Origin of the sequence: Hoeflea sp. IMCC20628, from assembly GCF_001011155.1 — a bacterium.
Lineage (GTDB): Bacteria > Pseudomonadota > Alphaproteobacteria > Rhizobiales > Rhizobiaceae > Hoeflea.
Genome location: NZ_CP011479.1, coordinates 2,665,120 through 2,684,141, shown reverse-complemented (window position 1 = coordinate 2,684,141; position 19,022 = coordinate 2,665,120). Strand labels below are relative to the sequence as shown.

General features: G+C 60.8%; 25 protein-coding genes. 15 read left to right on the top strand and 10 right to left on the bottom strand.

Features of this window, described 5'->3' with window-relative positions; all coding sequences use genetic code 11:
- Positions 1-25: 25 nt before the first annotated feature.
- The gene (locus IMCC20628_RS12805) at positions 26-871 is read right to left on the bottom strand and encodes an aldo/keto reductase (protein WP_047030538.1); all 846 of its coding nucleotides are present in this window, start codon (positions 869-871) and stop codon (positions 26-28) included.
- Between the two features lie 124 nt (positions 872-995).
- Between IMCC20628_RS12805 and IMCC20628_RS12800 the strand changes: the two genes are divergently transcribed.
- Genes IMCC20628_RS12800 through IMCC20628_RS12785 form a run of 4 tightly spaced genes read left to right on the top strand, consistent with a single transcriptional unit; the run spans position 996 to position 3,310 of the window.
- Positions 996-1,589: a LysE family translocator gene (locus IMCC20628_RS12800; RefSeq protein ID WP_047030537.1), complete on the top strand. Its 594-nt coding sequence runs from the start codon at positions 996-998 to the stop codon at positions 1,587-1,589.
- A gap of 26 nt (positions 1,590-1,615) precedes the next feature.
- Complete coding sequence (nthA, locus tag IMCC20628_RS12795) at positions 1,616-2,284, top strand: nitrile hydratase subunit alpha (RefSeq protein ID WP_047030536.1); 669 nt, start codon at positions 1,616-1,618, stop codon at positions 2,282-2,284.
- On the top strand, positions 2,281-2,940 hold the full coding sequence (gene nthB / locus IMCC20628_RS12790) for a nitrile hydratase subunit beta (protein ID WP_047030535.1): 660 nt from the start codon (positions 2,281-2,283) through the stop codon (positions 2,938-2,940). Before nthA ends, nthB begins: the two co-directional genes overlap by 4 nt.
- A complete protein-coding gene (locus tag IMCC20628_RS12785; RefSeq protein ID WP_245307772.1) occupies positions 2,927-3,310 on the top strand; it encodes a nitrile hydratase accessory protein in 384 nt (127 codons plus the stop codon). The genes nthB and IMCC20628_RS12785 overlap by 14 nt, the downstream gene beginning before the upstream one ends.
- Positions 3,311-3,388: 78 nt before the next feature.
- On the opposite strand, the gene IMCC20628_RS12780 is transcribed toward IMCC20628_RS12785, so the two are convergent.
- Both IMCC20628_RS12780 and IMCC20628_RS25430 read right to left on the bottom strand, forming a co-directional pair.
- Positions 3,389-3,838: a group III truncated hemoglobin gene (locus IMCC20628_RS12780; RefSeq protein WP_047030534.1), complete on the bottom strand. Its 450-nt coding sequence runs from the start codon at positions 3,836-3,838 to the stop codon at positions 3,389-3,391.
- On the bottom strand, positions 3,831-3,986 hold the full coding sequence (locus tag IMCC20628_RS25430) for a hypothetical protein (RefSeq protein ID WP_197078294.1): 156 nt from the start codon (positions 3,984-3,986) through the stop codon (positions 3,831-3,833). Before IMCC20628_RS25430 ends, IMCC20628_RS12780 begins: the two co-directional genes overlap by 8 nt.
- A gap of 86 nt (positions 3,987-4,072) precedes the next feature.
- Here IMCC20628_RS25430 and IMCC20628_RS12775 point away from each other — a divergent pair, with 86 nt between their 5' ends.
- Entirely contained in the window at positions 4,073-4,462 is a 390-nt protein-coding gene (locus IMCC20628_RS12775) for an Rrf2 family transcriptional regulator (protein ID WP_047030533.1), read from the top strand.
- An 80-nt stretch (positions 4,463-4,542) separates the two neighbouring features.
- Positions 4,543-5,670: an ATP-dependent RecD-like DNA helicase gene (locus IMCC20628_RS12770; protein ID WP_047030532.1), complete on the top strand. Its 1,128-nt coding sequence runs from the start codon at positions 4,543-4,545 to the stop codon at positions 5,668-5,670.
- 74 nt (positions 5,671-5,744) lie between these two features.
- Here the strand turns inward: IMCC20628_RS12770 and IMCC20628_RS12765 are convergent, their stop codons facing one another.
- From IMCC20628_RS12765 to IMCC20628_RS12755, 3 genes are all read right to left on the bottom strand, one after another.
- Positions 5,745-6,581 carry an outer membrane beta-barrel protein gene (locus IMCC20628_RS12765; RefSeq protein ID WP_047030531.1) on the bottom strand — a complete coding sequence of 279 codons (837 nt, stop codon included), beginning with the start codon at positions 6,579-6,581 and terminating at the stop codon, positions 5,745-5,747.
- A 277-nt stretch (positions 6,582-6,858) separates the two neighbouring features.
- Entirely contained in the window at positions 6,859-7,980 is a 1,122-nt protein-coding gene (locus IMCC20628_RS12760; RefSeq protein WP_047030530.1) for an NADH:flavin oxidoreductase, read from the bottom strand.
- Positions 7,981-8,115: 135 nt separating this feature from the next.
- Entirely contained in the window at positions 8,116-9,039 is a 924-nt protein-coding gene (locus IMCC20628_RS12755) for a LysR family transcriptional regulator (protein ID WP_052766417.1), read from the bottom strand.
- A 123-nt stretch (positions 9,040-9,162) separates the two neighbouring features.
- Between IMCC20628_RS12755 and IMCC20628_RS12750 the strand changes: the two genes are divergently transcribed.
- Positions 9,163-9,855 carry a hypothetical protein gene (locus IMCC20628_RS12750; protein ID WP_047030529.1) on the top strand — a complete coding sequence of 231 codons (693 nt, stop codon included), beginning with the start codon at positions 9,163-9,165 and terminating at the stop codon, positions 9,853-9,855.
- A gap of 198 nt (positions 9,856-10,053) precedes the next feature.
- Here the strand turns inward: IMCC20628_RS12750 and IMCC20628_RS12745 are convergent, their stop codons facing one another.
- On the bottom strand, positions 10,054-11,496 hold the full coding sequence (locus IMCC20628_RS12745; RefSeq protein ID WP_052766416.1) for an EAL domain-containing protein: 1,443 nt from the start codon (positions 11,494-11,496) through the stop codon (positions 10,054-10,056).
- A gap of 263 nt (positions 11,497-11,759) precedes the next feature.
- On the opposite strand from IMCC20628_RS12745, the gene IMCC20628_RS12740 reads away from it, so the two are divergent.
- The 5 genes from IMCC20628_RS12740 to IMCC20628_RS12720 all read left to right on the top strand — a co-directional run bounded on the left by IMCC20628_RS12740 (position 11,760) and on the right by IMCC20628_RS12720 (position 14,613).
- Positions 11,760-12,191, top strand: a complete 432-nt coding sequence (locus IMCC20628_RS12740) for a hypothetical protein (protein ID WP_245307771.1) — start codon at positions 11,760-11,762, stop codon at positions 12,189-12,191.
- A complete protein-coding gene (locus tag IMCC20628_RS12735; protein WP_047030528.1) occupies positions 12,188-12,502 on the top strand; it encodes a hypothetical protein in 315 nt (104 codons plus the stop codon). Before IMCC20628_RS12740 ends, IMCC20628_RS12735 begins: the two co-directional genes overlap by 4 nt.
- 36 nt (positions 12,503-12,538) lie before the next feature.
- Positions 12,539-13,207: a hypothetical protein gene (locus tag IMCC20628_RS12730; protein WP_047030527.1), complete on the top strand. Its 669-nt coding sequence runs from the start codon at positions 12,539-12,541 to the stop codon at positions 13,205-13,207.
- Positions 13,208-13,283: 76 nt separating this feature from the next.
- Positions 13,284-13,949, top strand: coding sequence for a DNA-3-methyladenine glycosylase I (locus IMCC20628_RS12725; RefSeq protein WP_047030526.1), 666 nt, complete (start codon positions 13,284-13,286; stop codon positions 13,947-13,949).
- A gap of 31 nt (positions 13,950-13,980) precedes the next feature.
- The gene (locus tag IMCC20628_RS12720) at positions 13,981-14,613 is read left to right on the top strand and encodes a LysE family translocator (RefSeq protein ID WP_047030525.1); all 633 of its coding nucleotides are present in this window, start codon (positions 13,981-13,983) and stop codon (positions 14,611-14,613) included.
- Between the two features lie 13 nt (positions 14,614-14,626).
- Here IMCC20628_RS12720 and IMCC20628_RS12715 read toward each other — a convergent pair whose 3' ends face one another.
- The 3 genes from IMCC20628_RS12715 to IMCC20628_RS12705 are packed head-to-tail and all read right to left on the bottom strand — an operon-like array spanning position 14,627 to position 16,970.
- Entirely contained in the window at positions 14,627-15,196 is a 570-nt protein-coding gene (locus IMCC20628_RS12715; RefSeq protein WP_047030524.1) for a histidine phosphatase family protein, read from the bottom strand.
- A gap of 17 nt (positions 15,197-15,213) precedes the next feature.
- On the bottom strand, positions 15,214-15,798 hold the full coding sequence (locus tag IMCC20628_RS12710; protein WP_047032536.1) for an HD domain-containing protein: 585 nt from the start codon (positions 15,796-15,798) through the stop codon (positions 15,214-15,216).
- On the bottom strand, positions 15,795-16,970 hold the full coding sequence (locus IMCC20628_RS12705; RefSeq protein WP_047030523.1) for an alkane 1-monooxygenase: 1,176 nt from the start codon (positions 16,968-16,970) through the stop codon (positions 15,795-15,797). Before IMCC20628_RS12705 ends, IMCC20628_RS12710 begins: the two co-directional genes overlap by 4 nt.
- Before the next feature lie 238 nt (positions 16,971-17,208).
- Between IMCC20628_RS12705 and IMCC20628_RS12700 the strand changes: the two genes are divergently transcribed.
- The 3 genes from IMCC20628_RS12700 (at position 17,209) to IMCC20628_RS12690 (ending at position 19,014) form a co-directional block, all read left to right on the top strand.
- Positions 17,209-17,484, top strand: a complete 276-nt coding sequence (locus IMCC20628_RS12700) for a hypothetical protein (protein WP_047030522.1) — start codon at positions 17,209-17,211, stop codon at positions 17,482-17,484.
- A 191-nt stretch (positions 17,485-17,675) separates the two neighbouring features.
- Positions 17,676-18,419, top strand: a complete 744-nt coding sequence (locus IMCC20628_RS12695; protein WP_047030521.1) for a pyridoxine 5'-phosphate synthase — start codon at positions 17,676-17,678, stop codon at positions 18,417-18,419.
- 106 nt (positions 18,420-18,525) lie between these two features.
- The gene (locus tag IMCC20628_RS12690; protein WP_156174505.1) at positions 18,526-19,014 is read left to right on the top strand and encodes a hypothetical protein; all 489 of its coding nucleotides are present in this window, start codon (positions 18,526-18,528) and stop codon (positions 19,012-19,014) included.
- Positions 19,015-19,022: the final 8 nt, after the last annotated feature.

Sequence of the window (19,022 nt, the reverse complement as noted above, 5' to 3'; positions counted from 1 at the left end):
ACCGCGGCCCGCAGGGGATGTGATCTCAGATCATCTGCAGCGGTTCACGGGAGCGCGGCGCGGGAAACAGCCGGTCGAGTTCGGCGATCTGATCGTCGGTGAGCTCGATATCGGCGCTGGCGCGGTTTTCCGCTACCCGCTCCGGACTGGATGATTTCGGAATGGCAATGACATTGTCGCGGGCAAGCAGGAAGGCCAGCGCCAGCTGTGCCGGGCTGACACCCATCTGGCCCGCCATCTTGCCCAGATCGGGATTTCGCAACAACCGGCCCTCATCGAGGGGTGAATAGGCCATCAGCGGCATGGCGTTGTCAGTCATCCATGGCAGCAGGTCGAACTCGATGCCGCGTGTCGACAAGTTATAGAGCACCTGATTGGCAGCGCAGTCCTTGCCCTTGGGCAGCGCCGAGAGCTGCCGCATCGCCAACGTGTCGAAGTTGGATACGCCCCATCGGGCAATCTTGCCCGAGCTGCGCAATTCCTCAAAGGCTACGACGGTGTCGCGCAACGGGTGACGACCTGGCCAATGCAGCAGATAGAGATCGATCCGCTCTGTGCCGAGCCGCCTGAGGCTGGCCTCGCAGGCGGCGAGGGTGCCTTTGTGGCTGGCATTGGACGGCATCACCTTGGAGACGATGAACAACCCGTCGCGGCGACCCTTGATCGCCTCGCCGGTGATTTCTTCCGCACCGCCACCCGCATACATTTCCGCCGTGTCGATCAGCGTCATGCCGCAATCGATCCCCGCTTGCAGCGCACGGATCTCGGCTTTTGCGCTGGCTTGGTCCTCGCCCATGTGCCATGTGCCCAGCCCCAGTGCCGGCACGGATTGCCCATCGGGGAAGGTGGCTGAGGGAAGCGGATGGCTCATGCGGGTCTCCTGTAGTGTGGGGTTGTATCACATTCTGGAATGCGGGCATGACGACAATGTGTTGGCATCGCCCGGCAGGCTCGTTAAACAAACATAGGCCGGCATGGAGCCGACGGGAACGCACATGGCTCTGGAAACATTTCTGTCTCTGGTCGTCTTCGCCTTCGTCACTTCGGTGACGCCGGGTCCGAACACCATGATGCTGTTTGCCTCGGGGGTGAATTTCGGTTTCCGCCGGACGTTCCCGCATATGGTCGGGATCGGCGCCGGGTTCTTTTCGCTGCTGTTGGGAGTCGGCTTCGGTCTCGGCGCTCTGCTGGCAACAGTACCGGTTCTCTATACGGTGCTGAAAATCGCCGGTGCTGCCTATCTCGTCTATATTGCCTGGAAGATCGGCATGTCGCGGGCCATGCCGGACGGCAAGGTCGGCGAACAGCCGCTGACATTGCTTCAGGCCGCCGCGTTCCAGTGGGTCAACCCCAAGGCCTGGGTGATGGCTGTCACCGCGATGACGATCTACACCAATCCCGACCGCTATTCGCTCACGGTGTTTCTGGTCGGTCTGGCATTCGTGCTGACAAATTTCCCGGCGGTCTTTACCTGGGCAGGCTTCGGCTCGGTGCTGCGGACCTGGCTGTCCGATCCGGTGCGGCTGAAATGGTTCAACATCACCATGGCGGTACTGCTGGTGGCGAGCCTGTGGCCGATGTTGCGATAACAATTGTGAAGGATTAACCTGCCGCCATGTCCCATGATCATCACGACCACCATCACGACAATGATCTCGATCCCTTTGCGGCCCGGGTCAAGGCGCTGGAGACGATCCTGACTGAAAAGGGATTGATCGATTCTGCTGCGATTGATGCCATTGTCGAGACCTACGAGACCAAGGTCGGACCGCGCAATGGCGCGCGCGTCGTGGCCAAGGCCTGGTCTGATCCGGAGTTTGCCGGCTGGCTCGAGCGCGACGCCACCGCAGCCATCGCTTCGCTCGGCTATACCGGGCGCCAGGGCGAGCACATGCAGGCCGTCTTCAACACCGAGGACACCCACAACCTTATCGTCTGCACGCTGTGCTCCTGCTATCCGTGGACCGTGCTCGGCGTGCCGCCGGTCTGGTACAAGGCGCCGCCCTATCGCAGCCAGGCAGTGATCAACCCGCGCGGCGTGCTGGCGGAATTCGGTCTTGTGCTGCCCGAGACAACCCGCATCCGGGTGTGGGATTCGACAGCAGAATTGCGCTACATGGTGGTGCCGATGCGGCCGGTGGAAACAGATGGCTTGAGCGAGGAAGAACTCGCCAAACTGGTGACGCGGGACTGCATGATCGGCACCGGACTGCCGCTCAGGCCCGGATCGCTTGATCCCGCTGCGCTGTGGCCTGCATCCGGTGAAGCGGGAGCTGACGCATGAACGGGCCGCATGACCTTGGCGGACAGATGGGCTTTGGTCCGGTTGCGCCGGAAATTGGCGAACCGGCGTTCCATGCGGACTGGGAGCGGCGCGCGCTGGGCGTCACCATCGCCACCGGTGCATTCGGCGCCTGGACCATCGATGAAAGCCGCCATGCCCGCGAAAGCCTGCATCCGGCCACCTACTATTCAGCAAGCTATTACGAGATCTGGATCCGCGCGCTCGAAATCCTGCTTGATCGGCATGGCTTTGTCTCCGCTGATGAACTCGAGGCCGGTCACAAGAAATGGCCGGGCGTCAAGCCGAAGCGGGTGCTCCACAAGGACGATGTCGCTGGTGTTCTGGCGCGCGGCGCACCGTGTGACCGGGAGGTTGCGGGCGCGCCACGCTTCAAGGTCGGCGATACGGTACGCACGATCAATGAGCACCCGGAGGGCCACACGCGGCTGCCGCGTTATGCCCGTGACAAGCTGGGCGTCATCGAGGCGGTGCGCGAAGGTTTTGTGTTTCCCGACACCAATGCCCACGGCAAGGGCGAAGATCCGCAGCATGTCTATACTGTCAGCTTCGACGGACGAGAGCTTTGGGGGCAGGGCGCAGATCCGGCACTGACCGTGTCAATCGATGCCTGGGAGAACTATCTTGGGCCAGCCTGATTCAGCACCTGACGCCCCAGGCGAAACGCCGTTCCGCCTGCCTGATGGTTCAGGCCCGGACGCACCGGTGTTTTCCGAGCCCTGGCAGGCGCAAGCTTTCGCGCTCGCCGTCGCGTTGCATGCGCGCGGGCTGTTTACATGGGCTGAATGGGCGGCAGAGCTGTCAAGGCAGGTTGCCCGACCGGGTGCCGCGCAGGATGGCAGTGATTACTACCAGCATTGGCTGGCGACGATTGAGGCGCTGCTCATGCAAAAAGGTGTCGCGGGTCCCGACGTGATCAACGCGCTCTCGTCGGCCTGGCAACGCGCCGCCCACGCCACCCCGCACGGCCAGCCGATAAAACTTGAGAACGATCCCGAACGCGCCTGACGCCGGGGACGGTATGTTGTTGCGCTCTGCCGACTGGCCGTCAGGCAGATATGGAAAACAAACTGTCCGCCGCCTTTGTCAGGTGAGCCAATCAGGCGCCTTGTTGAACGGCGTGCCGAAGCGCGCCAGCCACAGACTGCGGGCGATGCGCCGGGCAATCACCACAATCGGCCCTGCGGTGGGCGGCCCGAACAGCGTCGCCGTGGTGGTTTCGAACAAATCCAGCCACAGCCGGAAATCATCTTCCTGCAGATCCGGCAAGGCATTGTGCTTGACCACCGGCTGCCCGGAATATTCGCCGGAATAGAGCAGTACCGAGCGCCAGAACAGGTTCATCCGCTCCAGATGCGCGTCCCATTTCCCCGCCAGCCGTTGTTCGAACAGCGGACCAAGGCGCGGATGCGCACGGATATTCTCGTAAAACCGGTCAACCAGCAGGCCGATTTCGGAGGGTGATATCTCCACCGCTGGCGTTCGCGGCGGTGCCGCGCGCGCCGTAAGCACGGTCGGTGCAGGCCTGTCAGACATATCTCAACGCGATCATCAGCGTGACCGCTCCCCAGAAACACATGTTGATGAACGCCCGGATCAGCCCGCCATCTTGCTCGACGGTGATGCCGAGTTTTTGGCGGACCAGATCGCCGGGCAGCAGGAACAGCCAAATCAATGTTTTCATCACGACCTCTTTTCTGGTATTTGAATTACCACTATTCGATTGCGCCGCAAAAAGCAATAATTCAAATACCAGTATTGAGGGCTTCCATGCGCCTGACGCTTCATACCGACTACGCTTTCCGGGTGCTGATGGCGCTGGGCCGCGCGCCTGACGAGACCAAATCTGTGGATGATCTTGCCCGCGAGTTTGGCGTCTCGAAAAACCATCTGATGAAGGTGGCGCAAAATCTTACTGCCGGCGGTTTTGTCTCCACCGTGCGCGGCCGCAAGGGCGGCCTGCGTCTGGCCATGTCACCTCGTGACATCAATCTCAAGGCCGTGGCGGAACACATGGAGCCGGATTTCAACATTGCCGGTTGTTTTGCCGACGAGCCATGCTCGTTCCTGCCGCGCTGCGGGCTCAAGGGCGTGCTCGGCCAGGCCAAGCTTGCCTTCCTGCAGACACTGGCCAAGCATGATCTCAATTCGATCATTTGAGACAGTCTTCTGCGCCGTTGCCCCGACATCGCCCCTTTTTGCCGGGTCGCGCTCGCCAAACGAATCTGCCATGAGAAGATATGAAGTTTTCACCGCAACAGGATGAGGCGCTAAAGGCCGTCTCGCGCTGGCTCAAGGATGGCCGCACACCGATCTTCCGGCTGTTCGGCTATGCCGGCACCGGCAAGACCACGCTGGCCAAGTATTTCGCCGAAAACGTCGATGGCGATGTGCTGTTTGCAGCCTTCACCGGCAAGGCAGCCCAGGTGCTGCGGACCCGCGGCGCCAAGAATGCCCGCACCATCCATTCGCTTATCTACCGGTCGCGCGGAGAGGAAGAAGTCTCTGACGAGGAAACCGGCAAGACCACCGTGTCGCCGATGTTCTCGATCAACCGCCAGAGCCCGGTGGCCAAGGCAGCACTCATCATCATCGATGAGTGCTCGATGGTCGACGAGGCGCTCGGCAAGGATCTGATGAGCTTTGGCACGCCGATTCTGGTGCTTGGCGATCCCGGGCAACTGCCACCGATCTCCGGCGGCGGTTATTTCACCGAGCACGAGCCCGACATTCTGCTCACCGAAATCCACCGTCAGGCCCGCGACAACCCGATCATAGATCTGGCGATGCAGGTGCGCGAAGGCCGCGAGATCATGCATGGCGACTATGGCACCGCCCAGGTCATCGGCAAGAACGATGTCGACCGTGACATGGTGCTCGAGGCTGATCAGGTGCTGGTCGGCACCAACCGCACCCGCCGCCGCTACAACATGCGCCTGCGCGAACTCAAGGGCTTTGACCAGGTGTTTCCGCAGGCTGGCGACAAGCTGGTCTGCCTGAGAAACGATCCATCCAAGGCGCTGCTCAACGGTTCGCTCTGGCAGGTGATGACCTCGTCTAAGGAAACCGTCAAACCCGGCATCAACCTGATGATCCGTCCCGAGGACGACGACATGGACCGGGGTGCCGCCAAGATCAAACTCTTGAAAAGCGCCTTCGACAATCCCGACCTCGAAGTCCCCTGGCAAACCAAGAAACGCTACGACGATTTCGATTATGGCTACGCACTCACCGTCCACAAGGCGCAAGGCTCACAGTGGAAGTCGGTGGTCCTCTTCGACGAAAGCTACGCTTTTCGCGAAAGCCGCGAGCGCTGGCTCTACACGGCAATCACCCGGGCAGCGGAGCGGCTGGTGATTGTAAGGTGAGACCGGCAACGCGCCGGTAGAGGCAGGGCGGTGCAAATGACCGCCCTGAAAACAGGTTCTGCTTCAAAAACAGCTCAATTGAGCGCGTAACGCAGTCCCGCACGGATCTGGTGAATGTTGAAGCCATTGTCACGGACCTGGGCACCGGTTGCGCCAGCGGCCCGGTCCGGGGCGTCATACTTGTAGGCGTCGCCACCAAAGATGTGCATGAAGCGATAGCCTGCATCCAGTTTCAACCGGTCGGTCAGGTCATAGGTTGTGCCGACCATCAGGGCCGCGGCCGCGCGGACGCTGCCGACACCTTCGTAATCGGAGGTGTAGCGGGTATAGCCTGCGGGACAGAGCGCGCAGACTTCCTGCCGCGACTTGGTGCCGTATTTGACATAGGCGCCGCCGACGCCTGCGCCGAGATAGGGACGGAAGCGACCCTCGGTCTTCAAGTCGACATAGGCATTGGCCATTGCCGTCATGACATTGGCAGTTGAACTGTCGTCGTAGTGGCAGTCAGCTGGAAACGGCAGCGCGTGCGCGGCGTCGGATTTGATCATCAGCGGGCATTCGGTCTTGCCGGCGACCTTTGCGTGGAAGAAGTCCAGCGTGGCGTCAGTCCTGACATGTTCGTTGACCTGATAGCCGATACCGACGCCGACAGAAACGGTGTCACGCAATTTGAGCGAGTCGTAACGATAGGTGTCGTCGATCCCCTGAACCCCGACAAACTGGTTCCAGAAATCCCATTCACCTTTTGAATCCTGGGTCTTGGAATAGGCGATATCGCCGCGCAAATACCAACCTGATGTGGCCTGAATGGCCTGATACTCGACAAATGGCGGCGCAAGGTCTGCAGCCTGGGCGGGGACAATCAGGCTTACAAGGCCCATTGCCAGAATTGCGTTCATGAGAGACTTCATGTTGATCTCCATCTTTGGCACCTCGGCGCAGCCGCGCCGTTGGTGGAGGCTTCTTATCAGGGCTCCAGTCCATATGCCCTTATGGTAAATAGCCGCTTAAGATGGTTCGCAAGCCGTCCGATGAACGCTTGAAAATGCTCCATTTGTGGAAAGAAAAGGTCCGGAACCACGGAAATCAGACCATGAAAGGGCCTGTTCACCGCCGCCACGCCACTCAGTATTTCATCTGCCCATCAGCAGAAACCGCCGCCGGAACCAGGTTCCGGCGGCGGTGTTATCAGACCAGTTCGGCCATCGAGGATGGGTCGAACGATTTCAGGTCTTCGGTATCGCCAGTCTTGATCTTGGTCACCCATTGCGGATCGCCAAGGATGGCGCGACCAACGGCGATCAGGTCAAATTCTTCGGCTTCCATGCGCTTGATCAGGCCGTCGAGACCCACCGGGGAGGATGTCTGGCCTCCAAAGGCTGCCAGGAACTCGCCCGAAAGCCCGACCGATCCGACCGAGATCGTGGCAGCACCCGTCAGCTTCTTGGCCCAGCCCGCGAAATTGAGGCCCTCGGCACCGTCGATCTCGGGGAATTCAGGTTCCCAGAACCGCCGCTGCGAGCAGTGGAAGATATCGACACCGGCTTCCTTCAGCGGCAGCAGCCAGTCGGCCATCTCATCCGGCGTGGTGGCGAGCTTGGCCTTGTAGTCCTGCTGCTTCCACTGGCTCAGGCGAAGGATCAGCGGAAGATCGGGACCCATTGCTTCGCGCGTCGCGGCTACAACTTCGGCGGCAAACCGGGCGCGTTCCTTCAGCGTTGCGCCGCCATAGCGGTCGGCGCGCTCGTTGCTGCCCTTCCAGAAGAACTGGTCGATCAGATAGCCATGGGCGCCGTGCAGTTCGACGACGTCGAAGCCGAGCCGTTTGGCGTCGGCTGCGGCGCTGGCGAAAGCCGAAATGGTGTCGGCGATGTCTTCCTCACTCATGGCCACACCGTTCGGGTCGCCGGGGCCGTTAAGACCCGAGGGGCTCTCGACCGGCGCATCGGCTGTCCAGCCGCTCATGCCGCGGGTGGCGCCGGTGTGCCAGATCTGGGGTCCCATCTTGCCGCCTGCGGCGTGAACTCCGTCGATCACGGTTTTCCAACCGGCCAGCGCGTCCTTGCCGTGGAAAAATGGAATGCCGGCTTCATTGCGCGATGCCGGCCTGTCGATCACTGTTCCTTCGGACAGGATCAGTCCGACATCGGCTTCGGCGCGGCGGCGGTAATACTTGGCGACATCGGCGCCCGGAACTCCGCCCGGCGAGAAACTCCTGGTCATCGGCGCCATGACAATGCGGTTCTTCAAATTCAGAGATTTGAACTGGAAGGGGCGAAACAGGCTATCGATTTTGGGAGATGCAGGCATTGTCTGAAGTGTCCTTTGTGTAGGGACCTCACAGCTATGCAATTTATGCCAAGGATCAAGACCGCACAGCGAATTGACCAGCTCCGGCAAACTGGAATCCTTGCGCGTCTGCGCCATGCGGTTCCACGTTGTCCATTACTCAACCTGCCGCACGCCCCATTTCGCCCGTGTCCTCGGATTCAGCTCGATCAGGAACTGCTCGAACACTTTCAGCTTTTTCGGCTTCAGCCGGTGTCTGGGATGGGCGAGAAACATTTCACTGCTGCCAGGGCGGATTTGATCGAGCACCGGGACCAGGTTTCCGGCGCGAACCTCCTTGAAGACCAGATAGCTCGCCAGCTGGATGATGCCGACGCCGCACTTGGCTGCGATCACTGCCGCCGCGGCAGTCTCGAACGCCACCCGTCCGTGCACCGGCACCGAGGTTTCCTCGTCGTCGATCCGGAACCGCCACGGCACGGTGCGGCCGCTGATTGAGGAGATGATCGGGATGCAGCAATGCTGCGCCAGATCCGCGGCTGAGTCCGGTGTGCCCTGGGCCTCGAGATAGCGCGGGGCCGCAACCGTCCTCAACGGGATGCGGCCCAGAGGCCGCGCCACGATGTCGATGGCCGGCAGGGCGCCGATCAGCACTGCGGCGTCGATCTGGTCGCCGACAAAATCCGGCACGCCGTCGCGTGACAGGATCTCCAGATCCACCAGCGGATAGTCGGCGAGAAAATCGGACACCGCCGGCGCCAGCGCCAGCGCGGCCAGTCCTGCCGGTATCTGCACCCTGAGCCGTCCTCGCGGCTGGCGCTCGGCCCTGCCGACCTCGTTCTCCAGATTGGTCACGGCCTCGGTGATGCTGCGGGCCCTGTCGAGATAGAACTGGCCGTCCTCGGTCAGCCGAAGGCTGCGGGTGGTGCGCTCGATCAGCTGCACGCCGAGATATTTTTCAAGTTCGGTGATAATGGCGCTGGCGCCGCCGCGCGACAGGCCGAGGTCGAGACTGGCAGCCGTCAGGCTGCCGCGTTCGGCCACCCGCAGAAACACTTTCATCGCCCGGATCTGGTCCATGGATTGTCTCGGAATTCAGGATACTCAATCCAAAGTAGATTGGTATTTCAAGTGAAAAATTCTCGCTATGTCGCGCTCCATTCAAACAGCCGGCCAGACCGGCGCCAAAATGGAGATTGACCTATGAATGCCCACGCCGAAATCTTGTCCTCGCACGAAGACAAGGAAGACCTGTATTACGCTGTCCACAAGGGACTGCGGCTTGCAAACGCCCGCATGCTGATTGCGCTGGGCCAGCTCGATCCCTTCAATGAGAACGCGCTCGCCTCCACGGTGAGACAGCTCTGCGATCACATCGACATGGGCATGAGCCATCTCACCCATGAGAACAACGAGGTCCACACTGTAGTCGACCAGCGCCTGCCGGGGGCTGCCGATCATGCCGGTGAAGACCACGACCATCATGTCGAGGCCTTCGATGAACTGCGCCTGCTGGCCAGTGAACTGGTTGCGGCCGAGCATGATCGTCCGCTGTGGCTACGCCGGCTCTACCAGCGTTTTGCCCTGTTCGTTGCCGATGACTTCCAGCATATGCATGAGGAGGAAACCGTGATCATGCCAAAGATCGAGGCCTGTTTTTCAGCCGCCGAGATAACCGGCATCCGCGAGCGCATCGTTGCCGGCATTGCGCCTGAAAAGATGGTGCTGTTCTCGCGTGCCATGCTCGGCGCAGCCAGCCGTCCGGAGCGGATCGACATGGTGACCGGCATGAAGGCCGGAATGCCCGGTGACGTGTTTCGGGGGTTCATGGCCAATGTGATGGGCGCGCCCTGGTCCTTTGGACAGTGGGACGAGTTGGAGGCGCAGCTGTGTTGAAACCTGTTGTCAACAGTCGTGCGCCGGTAACCGGTTGCGACCGCATTCTCACCGCAAAATGCCTGGGTTGTCCCAATTGCCTGCGCAGCGGCAGGGTGCTTGCGGACGGAACCCGCAAACGGTCCGGCTGGTGAGACCAGCCCGGGGCGGCATCTGTCGCCCCGGGTTGGAGCATCGTCCTGCTAATCGAAGGATGCCCTAACCCCGCGCTGCCCGCTTTGTCCGCGCCGCCGGCGCTTGGTTCCGCGCGCCCTGCGCCGGAGCAGGTGCAGCGGCCTGCCATACATGAGCGGCGAAGGCAGCTTCCGGCACCGGGCGGCCGAAAAAGTATCCCTGAAATTCATGGCAACCGCACGCCAGCAGGAAGGTGTGCTGGTCCGGGGTCTCGATGCCCTCGGCCAGAACCACGAAACCGAGATCGATGCCAAGCTGGACGATGCTCTTGACCAGTGCTGCACCACGCTGGCTTTCGAGCGATTCCTGCACGAAGCTGCGGTCGATCTTGAGCTGATCCAGCGGCAGTCGGCGCAGATAGCTCAGCGACGAGTAGCCGGTACCAAAATCATCCAGCGCAAAGGTGATGCCGGTGGCGCGCAGGCTTTGCATCTTCGCGATTGTTGACCCTAGGTCCTGGACCAGAACGCTTTCGGTCAGCTCCAGTTTGAGCCGTGTCGGATCGACCCGGTGGATACGCAATGTTTCCAGCACGGAGCTTTCAAAATCCTCAAGCTGAAACTGGCTGGCGCTGACATTGACAGCGAGGGTAAGTTTGCCGAGCACCGGATCATCGCTCCACAGCGCCAGCGTGCGGCAGGCCTCGTTGAGCACCCATCCGCCCAGCAGCGGCATCAGGCCGGCGTCTTCGGCCACCGGGATGAAGTCGCCCGGCGGAATCTGGCCGTGTTGCGGATGCTGCCAGCGCAACAGCGCTTCGGCCCCGTGGATGGTCCCGGCATGGTCGATCTGCGGCTGGAAATAGAGTTCCATTTCGTCGTTGCGAACCGCATTGCGCAATTCCAGCGCCAAGCCCTTGGGCCGGGTGAATTCGCGTTGAATGGCGTAGATACCACCACACAATATAGCTGTTGCCAGGATGCTGTTGACCCAGACGCCGTTGGCGCGAATTTCATTGGAAATGGGCTGAGCGAAGGGAAACACATAAGGAGTGCTCGCCAGTACGATGAAAGCGCAAAGGCAGGCAGCGATAATTGCAAGCTGGATTTTCGATGAGTCCCGCAGATGGTTGATATAGCCGAGCAATGCGATATCCAGCAGAAACAGATGCGTGTTTCTCGGAATGTCTGCTGTTGGTGGATCAAACGTCAAAGCGTAGCAGGTGATGAAGATCAGCAGCGCCAGTTGCGTAACAATCAATGCGGCATTCAGCCGGCCGGACTTGAGCAACCACCAGCCCACAGCAGCCACCAGGACCAGGATCATGTCCGGGATGGCGAACGTCCATAGCTGCTTCCAGGCAAAGAAACCGGCCCACAACAGGCCTATTGCCATGACCAGAACACACGCAGCCTGATAGGCAAGAACCAGCCGGTTCGACTGCTTCTCGGCATGGGCTTGCGGCGCTGTGCTCTGGTGGGTTGCTGCCAACATCTTCTCACATGTCTGATCGCCACGCTGTGGCATCGGTGCATCCGTCTCAGGACAGGAATGCCACGGCATATCTTAAGTTTATCGGCTAGTCGCGGTGCAAGAAATCACCGGGGCGTAGTCATGGTTGCGGTCGGTGGGGCTCGTATTCCCGGTAAATACGAGCGGCGCGGATGAGCTTTGTTGGAAGACGCTGGCGGCCGGTACTGCTGCATTTGCCCGTTGCGCAGGCTGCGGTCCGGCCTTATCATCATTCCCCCACGGTCGCGTTTCGCGGCCATTTTCGAGAAAGCCCTCCGATGATGTTCGCCCGCCCGTTTGGCATTGCCCTGGTGCTTGCCGCCGCTTCTGTCTGTGCTGGTTCGCCGGCCTTTGCCGACAGCCTCGCGGCGATCTCCTCCACTGCCATGGCGATCACCGGTGATATCGAACTCGATGATTTCGAGATTGTCTTTGAAAACGGCGAGACGCTGGAATTTGATGAACTGGTCGCAGACACATTCATGGTCGACGGCGAGGAAGTTGGTGCCTCGGTCTACAGCGTCAAGACACCGGCAGATCCGGTGCTCAACAATGACAACCTGCTTTGCGGCCAGGGCGACGTCACCTATGTCGCTGCCTGGGGGGACGCATCCGACGACAGCCTGACCATCGTCGCCGTCTTCGACACTCAGGATGTGCCAGACAGCAATGCCGACATGTGCGCCTCCTACACCTATGAGTACAAGTGAGCGGCGGTGCGATCCGGGGCGGTCTGGCCCGGGTTCTGACCGTCATCATCTGGGGTTTCGCATTGGCAGCGGCGGCATCCTTCGCGCTCGCCATTGTTGGCGTTCTGGGGCTGGCCGGCTTTGAGCCCGACCCTTTCTCTGCCATCTTCGCCATGCTGTTGGCGATGCCATGGTTCTTTCTGGTCGATCCCGTCAGCACCGGCGCTGCTGAGGTCTGGAGCTTCGCGCTGCTGCTGGCCGGGATCATATTAAATTTCTGCATTCTGCTTGCTTTGCGCTGGTGGCTGCGACGCGGCAGCATCGTGTTATAGGGTAGCGCGACTGCAACAACAGCGACGGACATTGCGATGATACCCTGGGTCCGGCTTGATGCCGTAGAACTTGATGACGGTGTGGAACTGCGGCTGATGCACCGCGGTGATGAATTCTCGATCATGCTCGGCTCGAATGAGCTGATGAACAGCCGCTTGAGCGGATCGGAGGAAGCGCTCGCCAATCTCGCGGCGGAGAAGCTTGAGGGCAGGCCACGTCCGCGCATGCTGATCGGCGGCCTCGGCATGGGCTTTACTTTGCGCGCTGCGCTTAAATCTCTGGGTGGGGAAGCCCGCATAACCGTCGCTGAACTTGTGCCACAGGTCATAGACTGGGCGGGCGGGCCGATGGCGCCGGTGTTTGGTGGCTGTCTCGACGATTCACGCGTCACGGTGCATCAGGGCGATGTCGGCGCGTTGATCCGCGGCGGCGTCTGGGACGCCATCCTGCTTGATGTCGACAACGGTCCAGACGGCCTGACGCGACAGGGCAACGATGCGCTTTACTCTGCGGCCGGACTGGCCGCCGCCTATCAGGCCCTGTCTCCCGGCGGCGTCTTTTCGGTCTGGTCTTCGGCGCCCGATGCCGCTTTCACAAGGCGGCTGAAACAGGCGGGCTTTTCTGTAGAAGAAGTGCCGACCCGCGCCAGCACCAAAAAACGCGGTGCGCGCCACATGATCTGGGTTGCTGTCAAAGCCGGCTGAACTGAGGCCGCCACGACGGCCTCGCATTCCTGCAATGGCTCGGTTAATCTCGGTCCGTATTTTTCCGGAGGGCACCATGCGGTCATTTGACGAAATTTATGACATTGCGGCGGCCCGCAAGGGCGGCACCGAGGCGCTCGAAGCCCTGTTGAGCGTCCCAAAACCTGCCGCGGAACTGGCTGCCATTCCGGACGACCGCTGGCTGGCGGCGATGACCAGAAGCGTGTTTCAGGCCGGCTTCAACTGGAAGGTCGTTGAAAACATGTGGCCCGGTTTCGAGGCGGCCTTTGACGGCTTCGATGTCGGTAGATGCGCCATGCTCAGTGACGAGGATTTCGGCCGGCTGGTTTCTGATAAACGCATCATCCGCCATGGCGCCAAGATCAAGTCGGTCCAGCAAAACGCGGTCTTCGTTCAGGCGCTTGCGGCGCAATCGGGAAGCGCCGGCAAGGCCATTTCCGATTGGCCGTCAACCGATTTCATCGGCCTGATGGAGTTGCTCAAAAAGCGCGGCAGCCGGCTCGGCGGCGCCACCGGGCCCTATTGCCTTCGCGCGATGGGCAAGGACGGTTTCATCCTGTCGCAAAGCGTCACCGGCCGGCTGATCACCGAAGGCATCATCGACAGGCAGCCGGCCTCGAAAAAGGCCTTGGCTGGCGTCCAGTCTGCGTTCAATATCTGGATGCAGCAATCCGGCCGGTCACTGACCGAAATCAGCCGCGTGCTGGCTATGAGTCTTTGAACGTAATGGTCGGAAACGGAAAGGAAATCCGATGGACTGGACCCTTGCATTTGTCAGCGTCTTTGCGATTTTCATTCCAGCCCTGATGCTTCCCGGGCCTGATTTCATCGGCGTCGTGCGTTCGTCGATGGCGCGGGGCACGCGCGCCGGTCTGATGACCACGCTGGGTGTGACCATCGGGCTCGGGTTCTACGCCGGCCTCAGCCTGATCGGCCTGTCCGCCGTCCTGCTCGAATACCAATGGCTGGCCTGGACGGTCCGGATCTGTGGCGGGCTCTATCTGGGCTATCTCGGCATCAGACTTCTGATGACCAGGCCCGCCTCACTTGATCTCGATGGCGGCAACGACGCCGGAACCGGCAATCCGCTGGTCTTCGGCTTTCTGGTGACCCTGACCAATCCCAAGGCGATCGTGCTGTTTACCAGCGTCTTTGCCACCGCGGTCACCGATGCCATGCCGCTGTGGGTGATGGCGGCGATGGTTGGACTGGTGATGGCAAGTGCAGCGATCTGGTACACGCTGGTGACGCTGTTCATGTCATCGCGTCCGGTGATCGCCCGGTTTGAAAACGCCCAACACTGGATCGAACGTGCCGCCGGGGTCTGCTTCATCGGCATTGGCGCAAAGATACTCGCCGACAGCCGCAATCCGCTGACGCCCTGAGCGTCGTGCCCGCTTAAGATAGTTCCGTTCGCGCCCAGCTCCCGTCGCTCAAGGCAAACAGATAGGGTGTCGCGTGCTGGCTCTTGAACCAGTGTCCGCACAATTGCTCCGAGATCGCCTGCAGCACCGCGTCATGGCCGACAAGAACCGTGAGCGCCGCCATGCGTGGCAGCAGCAACCCGGTGAGCGCCGCTAGAGATCGTGCACGCACATCCGCCCATTGCTCGCCATCCTCGGGCAGAATTTCGGCCAGTTGTTCAAGCCGGGTGATGTCGTGGTGGGTCATGGCCTCCCGGATGGACTGCCCCTCCAGTGAGCCGAAATCGCACTCGATCAGATTGTCGTCCGTTTTTGTCGTCAGGTTCATGGCCCTTGCAATGATCGCGGCTGTGTCGATTGCGCGTGACAGCGGGCTGCTGACAATCTTGCTGATATCAAGTGTTTTCAGCCGTTGAGCCGCGCGGTGGGCCTGACGCACGCCATTGGCATTGAGCGCGATGTCGGTGCGGCCCTGAAACAGGCCAGACGCATTCCAGTCGGTTTCGCCGTGCCGCACAAAGATGAAATCGGAGAAAACGTGCATGGTTCTCCTGGTCCGGTTCAGCCGCGGTCAAGCCGGCGGGTGCGGTCATCGACCTGCGCCCGGATCGCTGCAAGCAACGGATGGCGGTTGGTAGCCGGCAGCCCGTAACCCAGATTGAAGCGATAATCGAAATCATCCGGGTTCTTGCCGGTCGAGTGGGTCAGCATGGTCTCGATCTTGTCGAACCCCTTGGCCAGCACCGCTTCGGGCGTTCTGGCTTCGGCATACTCGTCCCACAGCGCCAATATCTCGGCTTTCAAGTCGTCAGGCAGGGACCCGCACAGCGTCTGCAAATCGGTACGTTCGCGCGCGGCGCGGTCATCTCCAACGCGTTGATCAATGGCCGGAACGTCTCCCGAAATTGCTTCGCCAAGATCGTGGACGATGCAGATCTTGATAAGCCTGAGAAGGTCGACGCCTTCCATCTCGTCGCCAAACAGGATCACCAGCAAAGAGAGCCGCCAGCTGTGCTCGGCTGTGCTTTCCTGCCGACCCTCGGGCGTGTGACCGCTGCGCAGCGTGTCCTTGAGCCGGTTGGTCTCATCCAGAAATGTCAGAACGGCCTTGATCCGCTCAGGCGAGGGAAGCCGTGGCTCCGTCATGCCGCAGCCGGGCTCCATCTGGCCCGGTAATCTGCCGCCCTCGCCGGATCGAGATTGGTCTTGTCCAGATCACCCCCGGCCCATGCCATCACCTTTGGATCCATCACCCGAAACCACAAAGCCGGTACTGCCGCGAGCAGAAACGTACCGGGATAGCCCGACGGCAGCGTCGGCAGATCGTCAAACGAGCGCAGCGCCTGATAGGGCCGCAACGGATTGGCGTGATGGTCGGAATGGCGCTGCAAATGAAACAGCATCAGATTGGTGATGATGTGGTTGGTGTTCCAGGAATGCCGCGGCTCGCAAGGCCCATAGCGCCCGTCCTGTTTGAGATCGCGCTTGAGCCCGTAATGCTCGATATAATTGGCTACGGTCAGGTGAAACCAGCCGATCAGATTGTGCAGCAACAAGAACGGCACCATGGTCCAGCCAAAGGCTGCGATCAGGGCCACGTCGGCCACCACCGTGATGGCGTAGCATTGCAGAATGTCGTTGCGCCAATGCCAGAACGGCAAGCCCTTGCGCTCGAGCCGTGCCCGCTCCATGTGCCAGCCGCGCACCGCCGTGCCCGGAATCTCGCGCAGTGAAAACCGCCACAGACTTTCGCCGAGCCGGGCCGATGCCGGGTCTTCCGGCGTCGCCACATGCACATGATGGCCGCGATTGTGCTCGATGCTGAAATGCCCGTAGCCGGAGCAGGCATTGGCGAATTTCGCACCCCATTGGTCAAGACGCGAGGGCTTGTGCCCCAGTTCATGGCCTATGGTGATCGCCGTGCCCGAACTCACACCGGCGCCGATGCAGAGCCCCAGCCATGCCAGAAACGGCGTGCCGGGTTGTCCCGCGGCAATGGCGCAGGCCAGCAACGAGAACCAGAACACCGGCACCGACAAAAACAGCAACACCCGGTAGTAGTTGTCCGCGGCCATGGCCTCGACCACCTCTTCGGGCGGGTTGTTCGGATCGACACCAACCAGATGGTCCGCGCCGACAAAGACGCCGTAATAAAACACGATGGGAACGAGGACCCACCAGGGATTGCCGCTCGCCAGATAGGCCACGGCGCCCAGTCCCGGTAGTGCCGGCGACAACACCGACAGGATCCACAGCCAGCGCTTGCTATCGCGGTACTCGACGCGGTCGCCATTTCTGGCAGTGCTGACAAAAATCATCACAAACCTCCCTGGCGCGACCGGAAACGGCGGGCTGCAAAGGTCCGTGCGCTCATTCGCCAATGGTAAGGCCATGGCCCGTCGCGAGCAAGGTCGCACGTCACCGGATGCGAAACACCGCTGGAAGCCGCCACTTCGGAAGCTGGTTTGAAAAACCGGTCCGATCGGGTCAGGTGACCACTTTTTTAAGAGAATTCAGGCATGATCAATCTGTTCGATCTGCACAAGGAAAATCCGCATGCGCATCCTGTCCGCAATCGCTGTTTTTATGACTGCCGTGATGGCGGCGGCACCTGCCCAAGCGCTGGAGTTCGACCACCTTCTCAAGATGGCTTTCGGAACCTCGGACATGAACAAACTGGGTGGCCCGATCTTCGCCCTGATAGGTGTGGTAACATTTCTGTTCTTCTGGATTGCGATCCGGATTGGCAAGAAACGGCAACGCCGGATGATTGAATCCTACGACGCTGAAATGAAAGATTACTCGACGCGGCTGCGGCGCGGAAAGTTCTGATCTGATCTGATTGTCAGCGCTGACCACTGTTACCCGACACTCCGGCGCGCCGCTGACGTGGCTTTGAACGACATTCATTCAAATCCGGAATGCCGGCTTTCGCGAAATTGATTTCACATCGCCGGTCAATGGTTTAGGAAAACAAGAGGGGCCGATGGCCCTTTATCGTTGTCCTTGTCCATGAGGCCGCCATGCCCGCCCAGCTTTCCGTCAATCTCAATGCCGTCGCCATGCTGCGCAATCGCCGCGATCTGCCATGGCCCAGCGTCACCGGCCTGGGGCGCATTGCGCTGGTCAACGGTGCGCACGGATTGACCGTTCATCCGCGGCCCGACCAGCGCCATATCCGCTTCTCCGATCTGCCCGGCATCCGCGCCCTGATCGATGATGAGTTCCCCAACGCCGAATTCAACATCGAGGGCTATCCGACCGATGAGTTCCTCGAACTTGTCGAGGCCAATCAGCCGGAACAGGTGACGCTTGTGCCTGATGATCCGTCGCAGGCGACCTCGGATCATGGCTGGGATTTTCAGGGCAAGGGCAATTTCCTGCGCGCCGTGGTGCAGCGGTTGAAGAAAAACGGCGCTCGTGTCTCGCTGTTTTGCGATCCCGATGCCAGCCGGACAGCGCTTGAAGCGGCCAAGGCCACCGGCGCTGACAGGGTGGAGTTCTACACCGGTCCCTATGGCGGCACCTATGATGATCCGGTCCGCGCTGCCGAAGAACTCAAGAGGCTTGAGACCGCCGGCAAGATCGCCACAGAGCTGGGTCTCGGAATCAATGCAGGCCACGATCTCACGGTCGAAAACCTGCCGGGCCTGGCCCGCGCCATTCCCGGTCTGCTCGAAGTCTCCATCGGCCACGGCCTGATTGCCGATGCCATCGAACACGGCATGGCCGAAACCGTCCGCCGCTTTGTCAAAGCCTGCGGGTAAAGGCCCCTACGTCCGCGAGCGTCCCAGAAATGCACCAGCCTGAGATCGCACTTGAAATTCCGGCACGGCTCGGCCAGAAAGCCATGCAGCTTCAACAGGGTGCATTATGAGTCGACTTCTCACAACATTGATGATGGCTGCCCTGGCGTTGACGCTGGCTGGCTGTGTCGATCAACCGGGGCCCCGCAAAGTCGCCAGATCGGTACCCGACAATTTCGGAACGCTGATGCCACCGAAAATGGTTCTCCGGGACGACACCGTGGCCGCAGCAACCCATGACCGCAATGCCAGCCGGTTGGCCTATGTCGGAGTCTGGGCCGGGAATGGCGACGCCTGCGCGATGATGGACCAGACCGCCTTCGACGGCTACGCGGTGATCACGCCCGACAGCCTTCGCCGCCCCGGCGAGACCTGCACGTTTGAACCGGGCCAGCCCGGCAAAGCCGCCTTGAACTTCGACGCCACCTGCAAGGTGAGCCGCAAGACCGTCCGCAAAACCATCAGTGTCGTCATGAGCAGCAGCCAGCAATTGCGCCTGACACCCGCGCCGGGTGCTCCCGTTGAGAACCTTGTGCGCTGTCATATGCTGAAATAGACGCGGGA